This window comes from Aurantimonas sp. C2-5-R2 (assembly GCF_036549495.1).
GTDB classification, from domain to species: Bacteria; Pseudomonadota; Alphaproteobacteria; order Rhizobiales; family Rhizobiaceae; genus Aurantimonas; species Aurantimonas coralicida_A.
This window is the reverse complement of the sequence record NZ_JAZHLJ010000005.1, coordinates 12,100-32,140: the sequence shown is the minus strand read 5'-3', so window position 1 is coordinate 32,140 and position 20,041 is coordinate 12,100. Positions and strand designations below refer to the sequence as shown.

Sequence of the window (20,041 nt, the reverse complement as noted above, 5' to 3'; positions counted from 1 at the left end):
AGCGTCGCTCCTGCTTCAGGCCTTTTCAGTCGGCCGGCCCTCGGGCCGGCCGTTTGCGTTCGCGAAGGTTTGCGCGGCGAAGGACGGGCGGTTTCGCTGCGCGTCCTCGAATTTGTCGGATCGAGTCGAAATGTCTGTCCCTGCCCTATCCGGACTGCCGCATTCCGATCGGCGTGCTAAGTGTGTCGTCGGGCACCGGTGACCGGTCCGCTTGAGCGGCCGACATTCAGTCATTTCGGAGGAACTGCATGATTCGATCCACAGGCGCCGGGCTCGCGGTAATTGCCGCGCTCGCTCTGATGAATGCGCCAGCCCTTGCGCAATCGACGACCGAGATGCCGACAACACAAGGCGTGCCGACGCCGGCCGACCCAGCCGCGACGGAAACGCCCGAGAAACCAGCCGCTGCGGGCGGCGAGGCGAGCGATGCGACGGCCTCCGGTTCGCCGGCGGGCTCGGCGACGTCAGCGACCGGGTCAGGCACGGCGGAGAGCAAGAGCAGCGCCCCGCCGTCGAACGAGGTCGGCGAGAAATTCGAGCTGCCACGCGTCAACGGCGACAACCAGATCGAGATGATCGCGGGTCTTTGCGGCGTGCAGATGAAAGCGATGACGCCGGCCGCCTGCACCTGTCTTGCGACCGAAGCGATGAGCGAATTGTCGGACCCGCAGCGCGATTATCTCATCGCCAGCGTGGTGGCGCCGCCGGTCGCCGACCGCATGCTCAAGGACCGCCGCGTCGGCGACGCCGATCAGACGACGATCTTCGCCTTCCTCAACGAGACGTCGGACGCCTGCGCGACCGGAACGTTCGTCCGGACGCCCGAGGTCAAGTCCGAGGCGCCGGCAGCCGTGCCTACCAAGTAATCATCCGCCGCGGACAGGGCCGGTTGCCGAGCGATCGGCCCTTCGCCCACCAGCCAAATTTTTCCTCGCCGCGCCGTCGGGCAGCCCTATCGTCTGCTCGATGGCAACCGAAAAAATTCACGCGCTTGCGCACCGCGCCGAAAATCTCTGGGACAGGATCCGCTTCCGCGCGAAACGCGCCGCCGGGCTTCTCGGGACGCCCATTTTGCTCGCCTATCGCGGGTTTCAGACCCCGGAGGGGCTGTGGCTGCGCGGCCGGGTGATCGAGGATCAGGGCGTGATCTCGGCCGAACACACCGAGTCGATCGTCGGCAATGTGTGGCTCAGTCTCAAGCGCTACGAGACCGACGAGATCCGGAGCGCGCGAATCCTTTATTCGGCGGGCGGTATCAGTGGCGAGGTGCTGACCGACGAAGAGGGATATTTCGATCTGACCATCGAACTTCCGGCCCTCAGCGAGGCGTCCCCATGGCTTCCCGTCGAGCTGATCCTCACCGAGGCGCCGCATTACGCCGTGCGGCCGCTGGGAGCGAAGGCGGAAATCCGTATCGTTTCGCCAAAAGCCCGGTTCGGCGTCATTTCCGATATCGACGACACCATCGTGAAGACCGGCGCGACCAATTTCCTGAAGCACTGGCGGACGGTGGCGGCGAACTCGGCCGAGAGCCGGACCGCCTTTCCCGGCGTCACGCACCTCTATCGTAGGCTTGCCGAGGGCGAGGCTGGCCCGGAAACCAATCCGGTCTTCTACGTCTCGTCCAGTCCCTGGAATCTGTTCGATCTGTTCGAGCGTTTCATGGTGCTGCACGATATCCCGCTCGGTCCGATGCTGTTGAAGGATTTCGGCCTCGATGCCACCAAATGGCTGACGGGTGGCCACGACGACCACAAGCTGAAAATGATCGAGCGCGTCATGGCGGCTCATCCGCAATTGCCGTTCGTGCTGGTCGGCGATTCCGGCCAGCGCGACGCAGTCATCTATGCCGAGGTAGTGCGCCGATATCCCGGCCGGATCCTGGCCGTCCATATCCGCGACGTCACCTCCGGCTTGCTGGCAACCCACGCCGACGACGCCTTACAGCGACTGCGGGGCCTTGGTGTCGCCGTGACGATTGCACCGACTCTGGTGATGGCGGCGGAACACGCCGCGGAATCGGGTCTGGCGCGACCATCGGTCGTCGATGAGGTTCGCGCCGCCATTGAACAGCGACGACTCGAAGAAGAGGCTGAAGGCGCTTTTACCGCGCGGGAATAGGCAAGCCCCTCGGTTCCCTACGCGGTCGAAATGCCCGCCAGGAAGCGCCTGTAGCCGTCCGCCCGAAGCTCGCAGGCGGGGCAGGTGCCGCAGCCATAGCCCGATTCGTGTCGGTGGCTCCGGTCGCCATTGTAGCAGGTATGGGTCTCGTCGCGGATGAGATCCAGGAGGGCCGCGCCGCCAAGGTCCTCGGCCATCGCCCAAGTCTCGGCCTTGTCGATCCACATCAGCGGCGTGTGAATGACGAAGCGGCGCTCCATGCCCAGATTGAGGGCGAGCTGCATCGCCTTCATCGTATCGTCGCGGCAGTCGGGATAGCCGGAATAGTCGGTTTCGCAGACCCCCGTCACGAGGTGCTTGATCCCGCGCCGATAGGCCACCGCCCCCGCGAAGGTCAAGAACAGGAGATTGCGGCCGGGCACGAAGCTGTTGGGCAGGCCGTCGGCCTGCATGGCGATCGCGACGTCGCGCGTCAGTGAGGTCTCGCTGACCTTGGCCAGCGTCGTCAGGTCGACCAGATGGTCTTCCCCCAACCGGTCGTCCCAAGCCGGAAAGCGCGCGCGGATCGCCGCGAGCGCGTCGAGCCGCACGGTGAGCTCCACCGCATGGCGCTGGCCATAATCGAAGCCGATCGTCTCGACATGAGTGAAACGATCGAGCGCCCAGGCGAGGCAGGTCGCCGAATCCTGGCCGCCAGAGAACAGCACCAGCGCGGATTGATCGGCGGTCTGGTCAGCGGCCATGACATTGCGTCCAATATTGCGGCATCCGTGGCCTTTCCCCTGCCCGAATAGCTACGGCTTGGTCGACCCTCATCTGATTCCCAGGAGCTTGTGGGTTTGCAGGGTGAGGCGCCAACGCGGATGCGCGAGACAATAGGCGAGCGCCGCCGCCGTGTTCGCTTCCCGCTCCGGTCCGTCCATCGGCTGCAGCAATAACGTGTCGAAGTCGAGATCGGCGAAGCGCTCCGGCTCCGCTCCTGCCTGCGGATAGACCAGCTTCAGCTCTTGCCCGCTGGTCTGGACGAGCGGTGCGCCGCATTTCGGGCTGACGCAAATCCAGTCGATAGCCTCCGGCACCGGGAGTGTGCCGTTGGTCTCGACCGCGATCTCGAAGCCTTCCGCGTGGAGAGCGGAGACGAGGGCATCGTCGACCTGCAGCAGCGGCTCGCCGCCGGTCAGCACCACGAGGCGACCGGGCATGGTCTCGCCCTCCCAGGCCGCGGCGATGGTGGCGGCGAGCGCTCGTGCGCTGGTGAATTTCCCCCCACCGGTCCCGTTCGTGCCGACGAAATCGGTGTCGCAGAACTGGCAGACAGCCGTCGCGCGGTCGATCTCCCGGCCGGACCACAGATTACAGCCGGCAAAGCGGCAAAACACCGCCGCGCGCCCGGCGTTTCGGCCCTCGCCCTGAAGCGTGTAGAAAATCTCCTTGACCGAATAGGTCATGGCGTCATCCGGTTTTTAGCGACGCACGGCATGGCCGGCGTCGGTTTGTCGATCAAATACGCGGGAGCCGGCCGGTCGATCGGGCCGTCATCCCCGGCGTCGTATCGGCGCAGTTCGCCCTGTGCGATGGTGGGCCCTGTGCAATGATGGTCTGCCGCGCAAACGGGTTTGAAACGCTTGCACCAGGCACGGGGCGTGCGGCGGGGCTTTGTTAATGAGGTCGGGCTGCTTGCGCAACTGTTCAAGGCCGTTTGCTGTCCCCCGCCTCGCCAATGCGGAAAAAACCCGGACATTCAAACGATTCGCGCCGCTGCCGGGCTGTTTCGTCTCTGGTGTTTTGCAGCGCACGCTTTATGTTGCGGCCAATCCAACCGGCACCGGATAAAGCGTCATGGTCGAACTCGCCCTTCCGAAGAATTCCACGATCAACGAAGGCAAGGTCTGGGACAAACCGGCGGGGGCGGCGAACGTCCGCGAATTTAAGATCTATCGCTGGTCGCCGGACGACGGAAACAATCCGCGCACCGACACCTTCTATGTGGATACCGACGATTGCGGGCCGATGGTCCTCGACGCGCTGCTGTGGATCAAGAACAGGGTCGATTCCACCCTGACGCTTCGCCGCTCCTGCCGCGAAGGTATCTGCGGCTCTTGCGCCATGAACATCGATGGCTCCAACACGCTTGCCTGCACCAAGGGCATGGACGAGATCGCCGGGCCGGTAAAGGTCTATCCGCTGCCGCATATGCCGGTGGTCAAGGATCTGATCCCGGATCTGACGGTGCCCTACGCCCAGCTTCGCTCGATCGAGCCCTGGCTGAAGACCGAGACGCCCGAGCCGGAGAAGGAGTGGCGTCAGAGCCATTCGGATCGCGAGAAGCTCGACGGTCTCTACGAATGCATCCTGTGCTTCTGCTGCCAGACCTCTTGTCCGTCCTATTGGTGGAACGGCGAACGCTATCTCGGACCGGCGGTCCTGCTGCAGGCCTATCGCTGGCTGATCGATTCGCGCGACGAGGCGACCGGCGAGCGGCTCGACGATCTGGAGGATCCGTTCAAGCTATATCGCTGTCACACGATCATGAACTGCACCCAGTCCTGTCCGAAGGGGTTGAACCCCGCCAAGGCGATCGCCGAAATCAAGAAGATGATGGTCGAGCGTCGCGTCTGAACGCCGGTGATTGTCTCTCCCTCGCTTCGAGAGGCCGCGGCGTGTGCGGCGACTCTGCCACACTGGCGGTCAAAACGGCCGGGATTGATCGTAATCGCGCCGCCGGTCCCCTTTCCGGACATTTTCTCCCATCACGGATGCGGCATGACGAGCATCCGATCTTTCCGCCGCCTCGCGAGCGTATCCATCATCCTGTTGCCCTTCGTCCTCGCCGCCTGCGTGGGAACGCCGGAAATCGAGGATGTGATCAAGCCGATGAGCTACGGGCCAAGCCAGGAGTGTCTGGCGCGGGCGATGTATTTCGAATCCAACCGCTCGAGCCCCGAGGGGATGCTGGCGGTCGGCACCGTGGTGATGAACCGGGTGGAATCGGGGCGCTATCCCACCAATGTCTGCGACGTCGTCGGCCAACCGCGCCAGTTTGCCCCCGGTGTGATGACGCGCCAGATGGGGGCAGGGAAGGAACTCGCCATGCAGACGGCCGCCGAGATCCTCTCCGGCAAGCGGCACGGCGGCGTCGAGAACGCCAAGTTCTTTCATACGGCCGGGCTGAGATTTCCTTACAATAACATGAACTACAAGGTGATCGCGGGGGGCAACGCGTTCTACGAAAAGGTCTCTCGCAGCCGTCGCGGCGATGTCAGGATGGCCTCCCAGGCGGAAATCCGCGGAGCGGGCGCCTCCGGCGCCATCGATCGGATCAGGCAGAACCCGACGCCGAAGACGGACGCTAAGACGCAAGTGGCTGCGGTCGCAAAGACCAAGGCGCGGACGCCGGAAGACAGTCAGTTTCTGGCGCTCTGGCAGGGCCTGACCGCCGAGTCGCCCACCCCAAAGCCGGCCGACGTGCGGGCTGCCGCCGCGGCCGCCCCGCAGGGGAAGTCCGGAAGGCTTTCGAGTGACGTCGAATTGCCGGGTGTCTCAACCGAGCTTGCGGCCGGAACCTCCGTCGCGACTGCGAACGATCCAGCGTCCGACGTCGGCGGAATCCTGGGCCAATAGACCTATATCGGAGCGCAACGCCGCCGCTGCTCTACCGAGCGGCTGATGCGCGGGCGTTTGACGATAATCCGGGCAGGGGTCGATGTTCGCTCAACAGAGTAAGGGTGATCCGGCCATCGACCGGATCGGACCGCTTCTTTATGCGCGCGGCGGCGATGGTCATCGCAACCATCTTGCTGCGCTTGTCGTGCAGCCGGAGAGCGACGAGCCGCCGCTGCTTCGCGTTGACGACGCGGACGCGGCGACCGAGCCGCAGCCGATCGCGACGCTGTTCGGTCGGGTGGTCTGGCGCTACGATTTCTCCTTGCCGGCGGGCCAGCCCGCGTCCTACCGGCTGGGCGGCGAGCGGTTCGAGATCATGCCACCCGACGATCCGAGCGTTCGGATCGCTTATGTCTCCTGCAATGGCCAGGAGAACGGCGATCTGGACCGCGACGTCGGCGAGCGCGACGCGATGTGGAACCGTCTCGTGGAAGAACACGTGCGCGCGCCCTTCGCGCTGATGCTGCAGGGCGGTGACCAGCTCTATGCCGACGATGTGCTGACCGCGCATGAGGCGGTTCGGCGCTGGTCCGAACGACCAAAGCGGCAGCGGGCCGACATTGCCTTCACCGCCGATGCCCGCGAGGCAGTTCGGCGCTTCTATTTCCGTCGCTATCTGACCACCTTCGCCCGGCCGGCGATGCGAACCTTGGCGGCTCGCGTTCCCTCGATCATGATGTGGGACGATCACGACATCATCGACGGCTGGGGCAGCCATCCCGAGCCCCTGCTCGACAGCCCGGTCGGGCGCGGCCTCTTCGAGGCGGCGCGGGAGATGTTTGTCCTGTTCCAACTCGCCGCGAAGGACGGCGCCCTGCCCGACATCGCGTTCGATGCAAGCGGACGGACGCTCGGCTTGGCCGTGCGTTATCCGGGCCTGTCCATCCTTGCCCCCGATCTCAGGAGCGAACGGCGTCCCGACCGGGTGATGGGCGAGGCCGGCTGGTCCGGGTTCGAACGCGCCATGGCCGCGACGCCCGATGACGAGCGCATTCTGTTGATGTCGAGCGTTCCCGCACTCGGCCCTCGGCTGAGCTGGGTCGAGGCGGTCGCCGACATCGTGCCGAAGATTCGCGAGCTGGAGGACGATCTGCGCGATCAATGGCAGAGCCGCGCGCACCGGGAGGAATGGAAGCGCTTCCTGCGCCTCCTCGCCGAGCGCCAGGAGGGTCATCGCGCCTGTATCACGGTAGTGTCCGGCGAGATCCATCTCGCGACCCGCGGCGAGATGCGGTTGAAAGACGGATCGAGGCTGCACCAACTCGTCGCATCCGGCATTTCGCATCCGGCGCCGCGCGATTTTTATCCACGCATGCTCGGTCTCCTGGCGCGGGTCGGCGAAAGCCCGCTGCGGAAGCGGAAGATCCGTCTTCGGCCGCTGCCGTCGAAGCGCGCGATCTATACCGGCGAGCGAAATTACCTGGTTCTGTCGCGCGCGGACGCGGCCTGGACGGCGCAATGGGAGCTCGAAGACAGCGGCCGCACCCCGGTGCTCTCGCTGTGAAACGTGGCCGACGATTGTGATTCAGGCGCTGGAATGTGGCCTGGTCGCGATGCCCTTGCCGCATCTAAGAGGCCGACGCACCGCGATGGCTCAGGGTTGACCGGGCGTTGCGGCCAAATCCAAAAAAGTTCCATGATCACGGAATGACCCCATTGCTGCCAGGGTCCGTTCAACTTTTCGTCACAGCAATTACCGACAAGGCCGGCGTCGCGAATGTCGCCACGCAATATTAGGACTTGTCATGAAGCTTCTGCCCAAAGCCGCGCTGGCCGCCGCGCTCTTCGCCAGCACGCTGGTTACCGGATACACCGTCAGTGTCGCGCCGGTCGCCGCGCACGGTGCCCATAAAGCCGCTTCGGGCGCGGCCTCCTATTACGGCAAACGCTTTCACGGCCGCACGACAGCCAACGGCGAAAAGTTCAACATGAACTCGATGACGGCGGCCCACAAGACGCTGCCTTTCGGCACCAAGGTCCGCGTCACGAACCAGCGCAACGGCAAGTCCGTCGTCGTTCGTATCAATGATCGCGGCCCCTATGCCGGCGGTCGCGTGATCGACCTGTCCAAGGCTGCTGCCTCGAAGATCGGCATGATCCAGTCCGGCACCGCACGGGTCAGCCTCGACATTATCTGAGCGGATGAGGCGCCGGCACGGCCGAGCGCCATCACTGCATGAGGGCTGCACTGGTCCGGAGTTGACGGGAGTAGGGGCCCGTCGGAATGTGAGGGGGAAGGGGGAACAGGATGTCTCCCTCCCGATGGTACGGCGGCGCCCAGGCCGCCATCAGATCTCTCCACATTACGCTGTTGGTTCAGAGCGTTCGCACCTTTTGGGGCCGGGCGCTTTCGTCGTGATGAGCGTCCTGCACAAAAGCCGCCCCGTCGCGGCCGATCGGGATTCCAGAGGGAACAGATGGGGCAATATCGCGGTTTCCTTGTCACCTGAGCATGGAGAGCGACGATGCCGGAACCCAAAAATACCCAAGAGCCGCAAGCCCCCGGCACCGATGGCGACGTTCTCGGCAACGCCGTGGAACGGACCGACAATGCTTTTCGCGGCAAGAAGGACGGTGAGCGTCTGATCGGCAAGGACATCCCGATCGAGGAGCAGGACGCGGAAGAAGAAGAAAAATACTGACACTGACCCGGTGCTGAACCCGACGACCCGGCCGATTGCCCGCAAACCGCGTTCCCGCTAAGCGTCGGCGATGCAAGGTGCCGACGCTCTTCTCCGTGAACTCGACCATTGGGTGGCCGAAGGCCGAACCGTGGCTCTGTGGTGGCGTGACGACGATGCGACGCAGCCGACACCTGCGCTCTCCCGCCTCGTCGCGGCGGCGCGGGACCACAGCGCGCCGCTCGCTCTCGCGGTGATCCCGGCGCGCATGTCCGATGCGCTCGTTCCGTCCATCGATGACCCGCTGGTCCGCGTCCTGCAGCACGGATTCGCCCACCAAAACCATGCGGCGGCGGGCGAGCGCGCGGTCGAATGCGGCGGCGATCGGCCCGCAACAGCCGTCCTCGACGAGCTCGCTGTCGGCCGCGCGCGCCTGGTCGCTGCTTTCGGGTCGCGATTTTGTCCGGTCATGGTGCCGCCTTGGAATCGCATCGAGCCGGCGATTGCGATGGCGCTTCCCGGTCATGGCTTCGTCGCGGTCTCGGTGTTCGGCCCGCGTTCGGCCAACCCAGCAGGGGCGGGAAGCTTCGCGGTCAACGCCCATCTCGACCTTCTGACTTGGAAGGGCGGCGCGCGCTTCGCCGGGCGCGACAAGCTGCTCCGGCTCTGCGCCGAGCGGCTGGCCGATCGCCGCTGCGGCCAGATCGATCCCGACGAGCCCTTCGGTCTCCTCACCCATCATCTCGACCATGATGCCGAGACCTGGGCGTTTCTCGACGAGATCCTGGGTTTGCTGGCCGCGCACCCGGCGGTGTGCTGGACCGAAGCCGGCGCGCTGTTCGCCGACGCCGCGCCCGGCGTCAAAGCGCCGCCGCGATGAGTGTCGTCATCAGACCAGCCGGCGAGGCCGATATCGAGGCGACAGCACGGCTTCTTCATGACCATATGAACGCGAAGATTCCGCCCGAGCGCTGGCGGCTGCTCCTCGACTATCCCTGGCGACCGGCCGGGGTCGAGCGCGGCTGGCTGGTCGAGGATCGCGGCGTCGTCGTCGGTTTCATGGCGACCATCTACAGCGACCGGGACATTGCCGGGCGAAGGCATCGCTTCTGTGACCTGTCCTCCTGGTATCTCCTTGCCGATTATCGCGGCGGAGGCACCGGCGACACATTGCTTCAGGCCGGAATGGCAAAACCGGACGTGACCTATCACACGATGACCGCCCGGCGGGCGACGGGACGCAAGATCCGCGCGCTGGGTTTCGATATTCTCGACGAGACGCGCAGCCTGTTCCGTCCCCTTGCGGAGTCGCGCGCCGCGCCGCTTCCCTGCGTCTCCGACAGGGCGGCGATCAACGCACGGCTGACGCCGCCGCAACGGGAGGTGTTCGCCTGTCATGCCGGTTTCGATTTGCATCAGGCGATTATCGGCGGCGTCTGGCTGGTCTGGCAGCGCAAGCTGAAGGGCGAGGCGATCGCCTATCACGAAATTTTGCACGCCAGCGATCCGGGGTTTCTGTCGGCCAACGCGCAAGCCGTCGCTGAGACGATCGTGATCGGCGAGCGGGGTGTGCTGGCGGTCGATTCGCGCTGGATGACGGCGGGTGACGATCCCGGCACCATCGAGCGGATCGTCTTGCCGCGATGGTTCCGCTCGCCGGATCTCGAGCGCCGCGACGTCGATCACCTCTATTCCGAGGTGATCCTGCTCGATCAGAAGTTGCCCTGACGGTGCGTCTCGTTCAGGCGGCGATGACGACGAGATCTATCGGCTTTTCGACGCCCGCGACTTGGCAACCACCGCGTTGCGTCGCCTGCTCGGCGGCGGAAAAGCCCTGAATGCGGGCCAGATCGTAGGTCGATCGGGTGGTGAGGGCGGACGTTGCCTCGACCTTGTTGTGTTTCTCCAGCTTGGCCGCGAGGTTCACGGCGTCGCCGATGACGGTGTACTCCAGCCGGAACTCGTCGCCGAGCGCGGCGAAGACCACCGGGCCGGCGGTGGCCGCGCCGTTGACCCGCAGCGAACCGTCACCGTGTTCCTCGGCCATGCCCCGCGACCATTGCCGCGACACGTCCATGATCTCGACGAGGGCGCGCAGCGCGTCGGCCGCCGCCGTTTGCGAGGGCGAGGTCGCTCCGAAGGTCGCAAGCAGGCCGTCGCCGAGATATTTGTCGACGATCCCGCCATGGCGCTGGATGATCGGAACGATCAACGCATGCAGACCGACCAGGGTCTCCACCACCCGCTTCGGTTCGTTGGCCTCGACGAATTTTGTGAAGCCGCGAATATCGAGAACGATGATCGCCGCGTCCCGTTCTTCGGCGTCGCCCGCCACCACCGCCACCGGCGACTTGGTGATGACCCGCTCGACGTCGGCGGGAAGAAAGCGGCGGATTTCCTCGCGTTCCACATGCTCGAGCACCGCCGCCGCGAGCAGTCGCTTGGCGCGCGTTAGTGCCAGCGCGAGAACGATGGTCAGAACGAGGATCGCGACAATCTTGTCGATTTCCGCGCCGACCAGGATGCGATCGCTCTGGATATACTCGACGAAACTGCGGGTAATCGCCTGCATGCCCGCGGCGTGTATGGCGTAGACCGTCATGCCGACCCAACCGAGGGCGGCGATCGCGCCGATCGAGATCACCCAGATCGGGTCGAATCGCAACGCGCGGATGGCAATGAAGATAAAGACGTACATCACCGTCGGCGCCTGCAAGGAGAAGCCGGCGCTTTGGCCGTACTGGATATGAAAATACCAGATCAGCCCGTACAGCAGCGCGATGTCGACCAGCATTGACACGACCAGGAACCAGCCAGGCAACCGGGTCCGATAGGACAGAAACAGGCGGAGCGCGGTGAAGGCAAGATAGATCGCCAGGCTGACCGGCACCGGCTGTTGCATCAGCGCGTCGCTCGGACGCGGAGAGATGAAATAGAGAAGCGTGATGAAAATGCCGATGCCGAACTGCACCCACCCGATCAGGCGCTCGCTGTCGGCCTCGAACTCCGCGACGACCTCCTGCACCCGGTCCGGGATCGCGCCGGTGGACCGGCGCCCGACGAAGGGGGAAACGAGTTTGGCGCGTTTGCTCATGCCCGCGATCGAAGCAGCCCGCTCGTGAACGGTCTGCCGCCTTCCTATGTCGGGCTGTGCCCCAATCGGGCAGCGCCGCATTGTAACTGGGGTGCGCCGACGATAGTGCGATCTTGCGCCCCAAAAGGAAAGTCGCCAGTGTGGCGTGCAGAGAGCACGGCACGAGCGCCAGGAGTATTTCATGAAAGCCCGGCCTCCGCGCGTCCTCATCTATAGCCACGACACCTATGGACTGGGGCATCTGCGCCGCTGCCGCGTCATCGCGCAGGCGCTGGTCGCCCATCGTCCGGACATCGCCATCCTGCTCGTCGCGGGTTCCCCGGTCGTCGGCTCGTTCAGCTTTCCGCCGCAGGTGGACTTCATCCGCGTGCCGGGGGTCGTCAAGCTCGGTGCGGACAATTACGCCCCCTCCAATCCGGGCCTGTCGATCGAGGATCTGACCGAGATCCGCAGCGCCGTCATCAAGAAGACGGCCGAGATTTTCGACCCCGACATCTTCCTGGTGGACAAGGAGCCGCTGGGCATGCGCGGCGAGGTTGAGGCTTCGCTGCGTCATCTGAAGACCACCGGCGCGCGCCTCGTCCTTGGCTTGCGCGACATCATGGACGAGCCCTCGCGTCTCGCCGAGGAATGGAAGCGCAAGGACGCCTTCGCGGCGCTTGAGGAATTTTACGACGACATCTGGGTCTATGGTTTGCCGCAGATCTGCGATCCGCTGGAGGGCATCGGCGTGTCGGAACGGGTCCGCCAGAAGGCGGTGTTCACCGGCTATCTGCACAGGGCGGACGAGCCGTCGGGCGCGCTGCCCGACCGTATCCGGATCGGCGAGCGACCCTATGTCCTCGTCACCACCGGCGGCGGCGGCGATGGGACGATGCTGGTCGACTGGGTCCTGCGGGCCTACGAGAGCGACCCGGCGATCGGGGTTCGCGCCAAGATCGTTCTTGGTCCCTTCATGGAGCCGGGCTTCCAGGCGGATTTCCAGCGTCGGGCGGCGAAGCTCGACAGCGTCGACGTGATCACCTTCGCGGCCAGTATCGAGCCGCTGTTCGAGCGGGCCGAAGGCGTTGTCGCCATGGGCGGCTACAACACTTTTTGCGAGATCCTGTCCTTCGACAAACCGGCCGTCGTCGTGCCACGCCGGCAGCCGCGACTCGAGCAATATATCCGCGCCTCGCAGGCCGAGGATCTGGGCCTGTTGACGATGCTGCTCGACGATCGCCTCGACGACGCCTCGGCGATGGCGGACGCCATCCGGGCGCTGCCGGGACAGGCCGGGCCGAAATCCGCGGCGATTCCCGGCATTCTCGACGGCCTGAAGACCATTTGCGAGCGCGCGGACGAGTATATCGCCGCCGGTCGAACGAAGAAGACGGACGCCTACGACTGGAAGCGTGCGAGCCTGCGTCCGATCTCCAAGGCCGGGATGGCATGAGAATCGCATTCTATGCGCCGATGAAATCGCCGCGCGATTCGCATCCGTCCGGGGATCGCACCGTGGCGCGCGGCCTCGTCGAGGCGCTGCGGCTAGCCGGACACGATGTCGTGGTTCCCTCGAATTTCCGCAGCTACGATCGCGGCGACCCGGTGCGGCAGGCCCGCATCGAGCGGATCGGACGGCGGATCGGCGACCGAATTATACGCCGGAACGATGGCCGCGCGCCGATCGACCTCTGGTTCACCTATCACCTCTATCACAAGGCGCCGGACTGGCTGGGGCCGCGTGTGGTCGCGGCGCTGGGAATTCCCTATGCAGTCGCCGAAGCCTCGGTGGCGGACAAGCGCAAGGGCGGGACCTGGCATCGGGGGTATGAAGCGAGCCTGGCGGCGCTCGCGCGGGCCGATCTCGTCGTCGGTCTCAATCCGGCCGACCGGCCTTGCGTCGTCCCCCGGATGCGGCCGGAGGCGCGCTATCTGGACCTCGCCCCGTTCCTCGATGTCCGGCCCTACGCGGAGGCCGCGGCGAACCGGAAGGCCGCGCGGGCGCGGCTCGCTGCGCGCCACGGCCTTGCCGGCGACCGTCCCTGGCTGCTCACCGTCGCGATGATGCGGGAGGACCAGAAGCTCGCCTCGTACCGATTGCTCGCCAAGGCCCTGCAAGTGCTCGGCGACACGGCGATGCAGCTCATTGTCGTCGGCGCGGGACCGGCCGAGGACCAGGTGCGCGAGGCCTTCGCCGGGCTCGGTTCCCGTGTCGCCTTTCACGGCGCGGCAGACGCGGCCGAGATGCCGGCCCTTTATGCCGCGGCCGACCTCTATGTCTGGCCGGCGATCAAGGAATCCTGGAGCATGGCCTTTCTCGAGGCGCAGGCCGCGGGCGTACCCGTTGTCGCCGGCCGCAGCGGCGGCGTTCCGAGCGTCGTCGAGGACGGAGTGACCGGCTTCATTGTCCCGGAAGGCGATGCGCCGGCCTTCGCCGATGGCGTTCGGCGTCTGCTCGATCCAGCCGTGCGAGAGCGAATGGGCCGCGCCGCGCGCAAGCGGACCCTCGATCGCCACGACCTCGTCGTGGCGTCGAAGGCGCTCGACGGCGCGCTGGGTGATACGCTCGCCCGCAGCCGGTCCGTGCCCCAACGAGAGATGATGTGATGCGGGTTCTCTTTCACGTGCAGCATCTTCTGGGCGTCGGGCATCTGCGGCGCGGCGAACTTCTCGCCGACGCCATGGCCAAGCGCGGCATGGCGGTGACCGTCGCGCTCGGCGGCATGCCGGTACCCGAAATGCCCTTTGCTGGCGCCGATGTCGTGCAATTGCCTGCGACCAAGCTCAAGGGCGCCGATTTCAAGGTGCTCTACGACGCCGACGGCGAGCCGGTGACCGATGCCTGGCGCGCGGCGCGGCGGGACGCGCTGTTGCAGCTTTATGACGAAATCCAGCCCGATATCGTCCTCCTGGAGATGTATCCCTTCGGGCGCTGGCGTTTCGGTTTCGAACTCCTGCCGCTGCTCGAACGCGCCGCCCGCGACAAGCCGCGGGTCAAATGCGTCACCTCGGTCCGGGACATCCTGGTCGCGACCAAGCATCCCGAACGGGCAGCCAAGGGCGCAGCGATTGCGCGCGCACATCTCGACGCCGTGCTCGTCCATTCCGATCCGTCGCTCTTCGCCTTCGAGGAGACTTATCCGCATGCGGAGGAACTCGCCGATCTCATTGGCTACACCGGCTATGTGACCGAGCCGGCCGAGCGGGTTCGCGGAGCGCCGAATGGTGAGGTGATCGTCTCGGCCGGCGGCGGCGCGGCCGCCGGCGATTTGATGCGGGCGGCGATGGAAGCCCGTCCGTCGACACCGCTTGCCGACCGGGTCTGGCGCTTCTTCACCGGGCCCCGCTTTCCCGCCGTGGCCTTTGAGGAATTGTCCGCGAGGGCGGACGAGCGGACCGTCGTCTCGCGCTTTGCGCCGAATTTCCAGGAACTGCTCGACGGCTGCGCCCTGTCGATTTCGCAGGCCGGCTACAACACGGTGATGAATCTCCTGAGGGCTGAGGCGCTCGCCGTGGTGGTCCCGTATGACGAGGGCGAGGAAACCGAGCAATGGCACCGCTCGGAACGCATGCGGGACATGGGGCTCTTATCGGTGGTCAAGACGTCCGAACTCTCCCCGCCGACGATGGCGGCGGCGATAGCCGAGACTCTGGAGCGACCGAGCGCCAAACGTCCGTCGATCGATCTCGATGGCGCGGCGCATGCGGCACGAATGATCGAGGCACTTGGCCACGGCGATGATCGCAGCCGGATGGCCCGGTAGATGGACGCCATGCGATCGAGAAATCGCATGACTTCGCCTGCGGGATCGTGGTGCAATCGGTGCGATGGCCGCTCCGCCTCCCGCCGGGAAGCGTCGGGCGGCGCAGGGGAGGATGGGCGTGGCGAGCGAGACGGCGACTCTGGAACGACCCGTGTCGGATAGTCCGGAGACCGGGCCGAGCGACTCCTCGGCGCTTCTGTCGATCCAATCCCTGTCGGTCGAGTTCCGCTCGATGGCCGGCATGGTCAGGGCGGTAAACGGCCTGTCGATGACGATTGGTGCCGCACAAACCGTTGCGCTGGTCGGTGAATCGGGCTCCGGCAAGACCGTGACCTCGCAGGCGATCCTCGGACTGTTGCCGAAGGGCGCCCTGATTACCGGTGGCCGCATCCTGTTCCGCGACCCTCTCCAGGGCGTCGTCGATCTCGCTTCGTTGTCGTCGAGGAGTTCTCGCTTCCGGGCGATCCGCGGCCAATCCATCTCCATCGTCTTCCAGGAGCCGATGACCTCCTTCTCGCCGCTCCATACGCTCGGCGACCAGATCGGCGAAGTGTTGGAAGTGCACGGGCGCGGCAGTGGCGCCGAGGCCCGGGAGCGCACGATCGAGACGCTGCGGCTGGTGCGGTTTCCCGAACCGGAGCGGGCACTGAAATCCTATCCGTTCGAGTTGTCGGGCGGCCTGCGCCAACGGGCGATGATCGCGATGGCGCTGATCTGCAAGCCGGCGCTGCTGATCGCCGACGAGCCCACGACCGCCCTCGACGTCACCTTGCAGGCGCAAATACTCAAGCTTCTGCGCGACATGCAGGCCGAACTCGGCATGGCCGTCCTGCTGATCACCCACGACCTCGGCGTGGTCGCCAATCTTGCCGAGGAAGTGGTCGTCATGCACCATGGCAAGGTCATGGAGTCCGGCCCGGCCGAGACGATTTTCGCGCGCCCGCAGCACCCCTATTTGATTTCGCTGATGAAGGCGGTTCCCGATCTCGACCGGGAAGAGGCGCCACGCCTCAAGCCGATCCGCGAGATCAAGGTCGATGCCGAGGCACTGTTCACGCGGGAGTCGGTGGGCGTGCCCGGCGAACCGCTGCTGGAACTCAAGGGGCTCAGCAAGAGCTTTTCCCGGCGTAGCGACAAACGTCTCTTCTCCCGGGCGCCAACGCCGGGTGTGCATGCGCTCAAGGATGTGTCCTTGACCGTTCGCCGCGGCGAGTGTCTCGGTCTCGTCGGCGAGTCCGGTTCCGGCAAGACGACGCTGGCCCGCGCCATCATGCGCGCCGTCGCGGTGGATTCCGGTTCGATGGTGTTCAACGCCCGGTCAGGGCCTGTCGACCTCGTCAACGCCGACCGCGCCGAACTCTTTGCGGTTCGCAACTGCCTGCAATACGTCTTCCAGGATCCGTTCTCCTCGCTCGATCCACGCATGACCGTCGGCGCGATCCTGGCCGAACCGTTCGAGATCCACCGCAAGAGCGGCGGGTCCGAGAAGCAACGGCGGATCGAGCGCCTGCTGGCCGCGGTGGGGCTGGAAGCGCAATACGCCAATCGCTATCCGCACAGCTTCTCGGGCGGGCAGCGCCAGCGGATCGGCATCGCCCGCGCGCTGGCCCTGCAACCGGAATTGCTGATCTGCGACGAGCCGGTGGCCGCCCTCGACGTTTCGGTGCAGGCGCAGATCCTCAACCTGTTGAAGGATCTGCAGCGTCTTTGCGGGCTCACCTATCTGTTCATCTCCCACAATCTGGCGGTCGTGAATTACGTCGCCGATCGTATCGCCGTGATGTGCGACGGCGAGATCGTCGAGATCGCGCCGCGCCGGGAGTTGTTTCACGCACCGCTGCATCCCTATACGCAGATGCTCATGCAAGCAGTGCCGCACGCGGATCCTGCGCGTCCGCTCGATTTCGCGCATATCCCCTCGGCCGGCGAAATCGGCCGTCGCGAATGGCCGGAACCGTTCACCGTGGTGGACGGCGTCGAGCGGCCACTGCTGGAGGCCGGGCCGGATCATTTCGTGCGGGCTACCAATCTCGATTTCCTGGCCTCCATGTCCGCCGCCCCGCCAAAGGTCGGCTGAGATGGCGGTGCATGACAGCCTCGACGAAAGCGTCTTCCGCTACGTCTGGCGACATACGCGTCGTCAGCAGATCTGGCTGTTCCTCGTACTCGTCGTTTCGTTGCCGTTCTATTATCTGACGCTCGACCTACCAAAGCGCATCGTCAACGGTCCGATCCAGGGCGAATGGCAGCCGGGCAAAACGGAAACGGTCTTCGAGGTGATCTTGCCGATCCCCGATTTTCTCGGCGGCGGGGCTGTTGCGCTATTCGACGGCATCGAATTGGACCGGTTCGGCGTCCTCCTCAGCCTCAGCCTCACCTTCCTGTTCTTCGTCGTCGTGAACGGGCTCTTCAAATTCTACCTGTCGAACTACAAGGGCCAGCTTGGCGAGCGGCTGCTCCGCCGCCTGCGCTATCAACTGGTCGACCGGGTGCTGCGCTTCCCGACCGGCCGCTTCAAGCAGATCCGCGGCCCCGAGATCGCGTCGATGATCAAGGACGAGACCGAGCCCGTGGGCGGCTTCGGCGGCAGCGCGTTCGCCGACCCGTCGCTGCTGCTCAGCCAGGCGTTGACGGCCCTCGTGTTCATTTTCCTGCAGAATGTCTGGCTCGGCTCGATTGCCGGCGCCATCGTGCTCATCCAGCTTATTCTGATCCCTCAGATGCGCCGGCGGCTCGTCGTCCTCGCCCGCGCCCGCCAACTCACCGCCCGGCTTCTGTCCGGCCGGATCGGCGAGATCGTCGAGAGCATCCCGTCGATCCGCACCAACGATACCTCGAACTGGGAGCGAGCCGAACTCGGCAGCCGCCTCGGCAAAATCCTCTGGATTCGCTACGATTTCTTTCGGTGGAAATTCCTCACCAACTTCGTCAACAACCTACTTGCCCAGACCACGCCATTCATCTTCTACCTGATCGGCGGTTATTTCGTCATCGTCGGGCGGCTCGACATCGGCCAGCTCGTCGCGGTGATCGCGGCCTATAAGGATCTGCCCGGACCGCTCAAGGAGCTGATCACCTGGGATCAGTTCCGTGTCGACGTGCAGTCCAAATACGCGCAAATCCGGGAGCAGTTCGCCCTGGGCAACCTGCTCTCGCCGACGATCCATGCGGTGTCTTATGAGGAGCCGCCGCGCATCGACGGCGACATCTCCATCGTCGGCCTGAGGATCGCCGACGAGGCGGGCAACGATTTGCTGGAGCCCGCAAGCTTGCGGATTACTCCCGGCGAGGCGCTGGCCGTCGTCGGGCCCGTCGGAGGCGGCGGCGAGTACCTCGCCGAGGCGCTGGTCCGGCTGGTGGATGTCGCCGGAGGCCGCATCAGCATCGACGGCCAGGCACTCGATGGCCTGCCGGAATCCTTTGTGGGGCGCCGCATCGCCTATACCGAGGCGGGCCTCTATTTTCCCAGGATGTCGATCCGCGAGGCGCTGGTCTATGGTCTGCGCCACGCCCCGCTGATCCGCGAGAAGCGGCGTGGACGCGAGGAGGCTGTTCGACTCGATGAGGCGCGAAAGTCCGGCAATATCGACCTCGATATCCGGGACGACTGGATCGACTACAAGGCGGCGGGTGTCGATGGCCCGGAGGCGTTGACGCCGCGTCTTGCCGAGGTGCTGGAGATTGCCGGGCTCCGGCTCGACATCTCGCGGCTTGGACTGCGCAACCGACTGCCGTCCGACCTGCCCGACGAGGTTGCCGAACGTATTCTCGAAGCGCGTCAGCGTTTTCGTGCCCGGCTCGAAGAGGGCGGCGAAGGGGATTATTTCGAATCCTTCGACGCCGACCGCTATTCGGACTACGCGACGCTGTTTGAGAACCTCGTCTTCGGCATCGCCTTGTCCGAGGCCACCGAGGGAGCGCCGCTGGCCGCGCGGCCGCAGATGCGGGCGGTTCTGAAGCAGACCGGGCTCGACCGGATTTTGTTCGACATGGGGCGCCAGATCGCCGAAACCCTCATCGAAATCTTCGGCGATCTGTCTCCCGACAACCCGCTGATGGACAATGTCGACCTGATGTCGCCCGACGACGTCGATTTCTTTCGCGCCGCCCTGCGCCGTGCCTCAGGGGAGCGGGACGTCTCGGACGAGGATCGATGCGCGTTCCAGGAACTGGCCTTCGGCTATGTCGAGCCACGCCACCGACTGGGGCTCCTCGACGAGGATAGCAAGGCGATGATCCTTGAAGGCCGCGAGCGGTTCCGCCAAGGCCTCGAGCCTGACATGGCCCAGGCCGTCTCCATTCATTCGCCCGACGCGGTCAATCGCGCCGCGAGTTTTCAGGACAACGTGCTGTTTGGCCGTGTCGTCGACCGGTATGCGGAAGCTTCGGCGCGTATCAACGAAGTGCTGATGGAGACGATGCGCGAGACGGGCCTATCCCAGGTCGTCTTCGAGATCGGGCTTGATTTCGACATCGGCAGCGGTGCCAAACGCCTGTCCTCCGGCCAGCGGCAGAAGCTGGCGCTGGCCAGGGCGCTGCTCAAGCGCGCCGACCTGTTCGTTCTCAACCGGCCGATTTCCGCCCTTGACGGCGACAGCCAGCGGGCGACAATTGAGCGCGTCCTTGCATCGCGCGAGGCCCTCGGTGCTGAACGGCAGACAGTTTTGTGGGTCCTGAGCAATGCCGAGCATGCGGAATTGTTCGATCGGACGATCGAATTTCGGGACGGCCGGATGACGACCTCGCGTCGCAAGGTCGACCGCGCGGTCGACGAGCCGGCCTGAGGGATATGGGTA

General features: G+C 65.3%; 17 protein-coding genes. 14 read left to right on the top strand and 3 right to left on the bottom strand.

Translation table 11 applies throughout. The annotated features are described in order from the left end of the window. Positions 1-248 precede the first annotated feature (248 nt). Entirely contained in the window at positions 249-866 is a 618-nt protein-coding gene (locus tag VQ044_RS03820; protein WP_327645329.1) for a hypothetical protein, read from the top strand. A gap of 100 nt (positions 867-966) precedes the next feature. Further along, complete coding sequence (locus tag VQ044_RS03815; RefSeq protein WP_327645327.1) at positions 967-2,121, top strand: App1 family protein; 1,155 nt, start codon at positions 967-969, stop codon at positions 2,119-2,121. A 17-nt stretch (positions 2,122-2,138) separates the two neighbouring features. Here the strand turns inward: VQ044_RS03815 and queC are convergent, their stop codons facing one another. Both queC and queE read right to left on the bottom strand, forming a co-directional pair. Further along, positions 2,139-2,864, bottom strand: coding sequence for a 7-cyano-7-deazaguanine synthase QueC (gene queC, locus VQ044_RS03810; protein WP_327645326.1), 726 nt, complete (start codon positions 2,862-2,864; stop codon positions 2,139-2,141). 69 nt (positions 2,865-2,933) lie between these two features. After that, complete coding sequence (gene queE, locus VQ044_RS03805; RefSeq protein ID WP_327645325.1) at positions 2,934-3,569, bottom strand: 7-carboxy-7-deazaguanine synthase; 636 nt, start codon at positions 3,567-3,569, stop codon at positions 2,934-2,936. Between the two features lie 391 nt (positions 3,570-3,960). On the opposite strand from queE, the gene VQ044_RS03800 reads away from it, so the two are divergent. From VQ044_RS03800 to VQ044_RS03770, 7 genes are all read left to right on the top strand, one after another. Then, a complete protein-coding gene (locus tag VQ044_RS03800) occupies positions 3,961-4,740 on the top strand; it encodes a succinate dehydrogenase iron-sulfur subunit (protein ID WP_327622708.1) in 780 nt (259 codons plus the stop codon). A 144-nt stretch (positions 4,741-4,884) separates the two neighbouring features. After that, positions 4,885-5,742 carry a cell wall hydrolase gene (locus tag VQ044_RS03795; protein WP_327645323.1) on the top strand — a complete coding sequence of 286 codons (858 nt, stop codon included), beginning with the start codon at positions 4,885-4,887 and terminating at the stop codon, positions 5,740-5,742. 82 nt (positions 5,743-5,824) lie between these two features. Next, positions 5,825-7,288, top strand: a complete 1,464-nt coding sequence (locus VQ044_RS03790; protein WP_327645322.1) for an alkaline phosphatase D family protein — start codon at positions 5,825-5,827, stop codon at positions 7,286-7,288. Positions 7,289-7,529: 241 nt separating this feature from the next. Then, positions 7,530-7,922, top strand: a complete 393-nt coding sequence (locus VQ044_RS03785; RefSeq protein ID WP_327645320.1) for a septal ring lytic transglycosylase RlpA family protein — start codon at positions 7,530-7,532, stop codon at positions 7,920-7,922. Between the two features lie 327 nt (positions 7,923-8,249). Then, on the top strand, positions 8,250-8,426 hold the full coding sequence (locus tag VQ044_RS03780) for a hypothetical protein (protein WP_327645319.1): 177 nt from the start codon (positions 8,250-8,252) through the stop codon (positions 8,424-8,426). A 70-nt stretch (positions 8,427-8,496) separates the two neighbouring features. Then, positions 8,497-9,285, top strand: a complete 789-nt coding sequence (locus VQ044_RS03775; RefSeq protein ID WP_327645317.1) for a polysaccharide deacetylase family protein — start codon at positions 8,497-8,499, stop codon at positions 9,283-9,285. Then, positions 9,282-10,133, top strand: a complete 852-nt coding sequence (locus VQ044_RS03770; protein WP_327645314.1) for a GNAT family N-acetyltransferase — start codon at positions 9,282-9,284, stop codon at positions 10,131-10,133. The genes VQ044_RS03775 and VQ044_RS03770 overlap by 4 nt, the downstream gene beginning before the upstream one ends. A 13-nt stretch (positions 10,134-10,146) precedes the next feature. Here VQ044_RS03770 and VQ044_RS03765 read toward each other — a convergent pair whose 3' ends face one another. After that, on the bottom strand, positions 10,147-11,499 hold the full coding sequence (locus tag VQ044_RS03765; RefSeq protein WP_327645312.1) for an adenylate/guanylate cyclase domain-containing protein: 1,353 nt from the start codon (positions 11,497-11,499) through the stop codon (positions 10,147-10,149). Between the two features lie 181 nt (positions 11,500-11,680). Between VQ044_RS03765 and VQ044_RS03760 the strand changes: the two genes are divergently transcribed. The 5 genes from VQ044_RS03760 to VQ044_RS03740 all read left to right on the top strand — a co-directional run bounded on the left by VQ044_RS03760 (position 11,681) and on the right by VQ044_RS03740 (position 20,029). Beyond that, positions 11,681-12,934 carry a glycosyltransferase family protein gene (locus VQ044_RS03760; protein ID WP_327622700.1) on the top strand — a complete coding sequence of 418 codons (1,254 nt, stop codon included), beginning with the start codon at positions 11,681-11,683 and terminating at the stop codon, positions 12,932-12,934. Beyond that, positions 12,931-14,088, top strand: coding sequence for a glycosyltransferase family 4 protein (locus VQ044_RS03755; protein ID WP_327622699.1), 1,158 nt, complete (start codon positions 12,931-12,933; stop codon positions 14,086-14,088). The genes VQ044_RS03760 and VQ044_RS03755 overlap by 4 nt, the downstream gene beginning before the upstream one ends. Further along, positions 14,088-15,245, top strand: coding sequence for a glycosyltransferase family protein (locus VQ044_RS03750; protein ID WP_327645310.1), 1,158 nt, complete (start codon positions 14,088-14,090; stop codon positions 15,243-15,245). Before VQ044_RS03755 ends, VQ044_RS03750 begins: the two co-directional genes overlap by 1 nt. A 232-nt stretch (positions 15,246-15,477) precedes the next feature. Further along, positions 15,478-17,322: a dipeptide ABC transporter ATP-binding protein gene (locus VQ044_RS03745; protein ID WP_442872858.1), complete on the top strand. Its 1,845-nt coding sequence runs from the start codon at positions 15,478-15,480 to the stop codon at positions 17,320-17,322. Between the two features lies 1 nt (position 17,323). After that, positions 17,324-20,029, top strand: coding sequence for an ATP-binding cassette domain-containing protein (locus VQ044_RS03740; protein ID WP_327645306.1), 2,706 nt, complete (start codon positions 17,324-17,326; stop codon positions 20,027-20,029). The last annotated feature ends 12 nt before the right edge of the window (positions 20,030-20,041 follow it).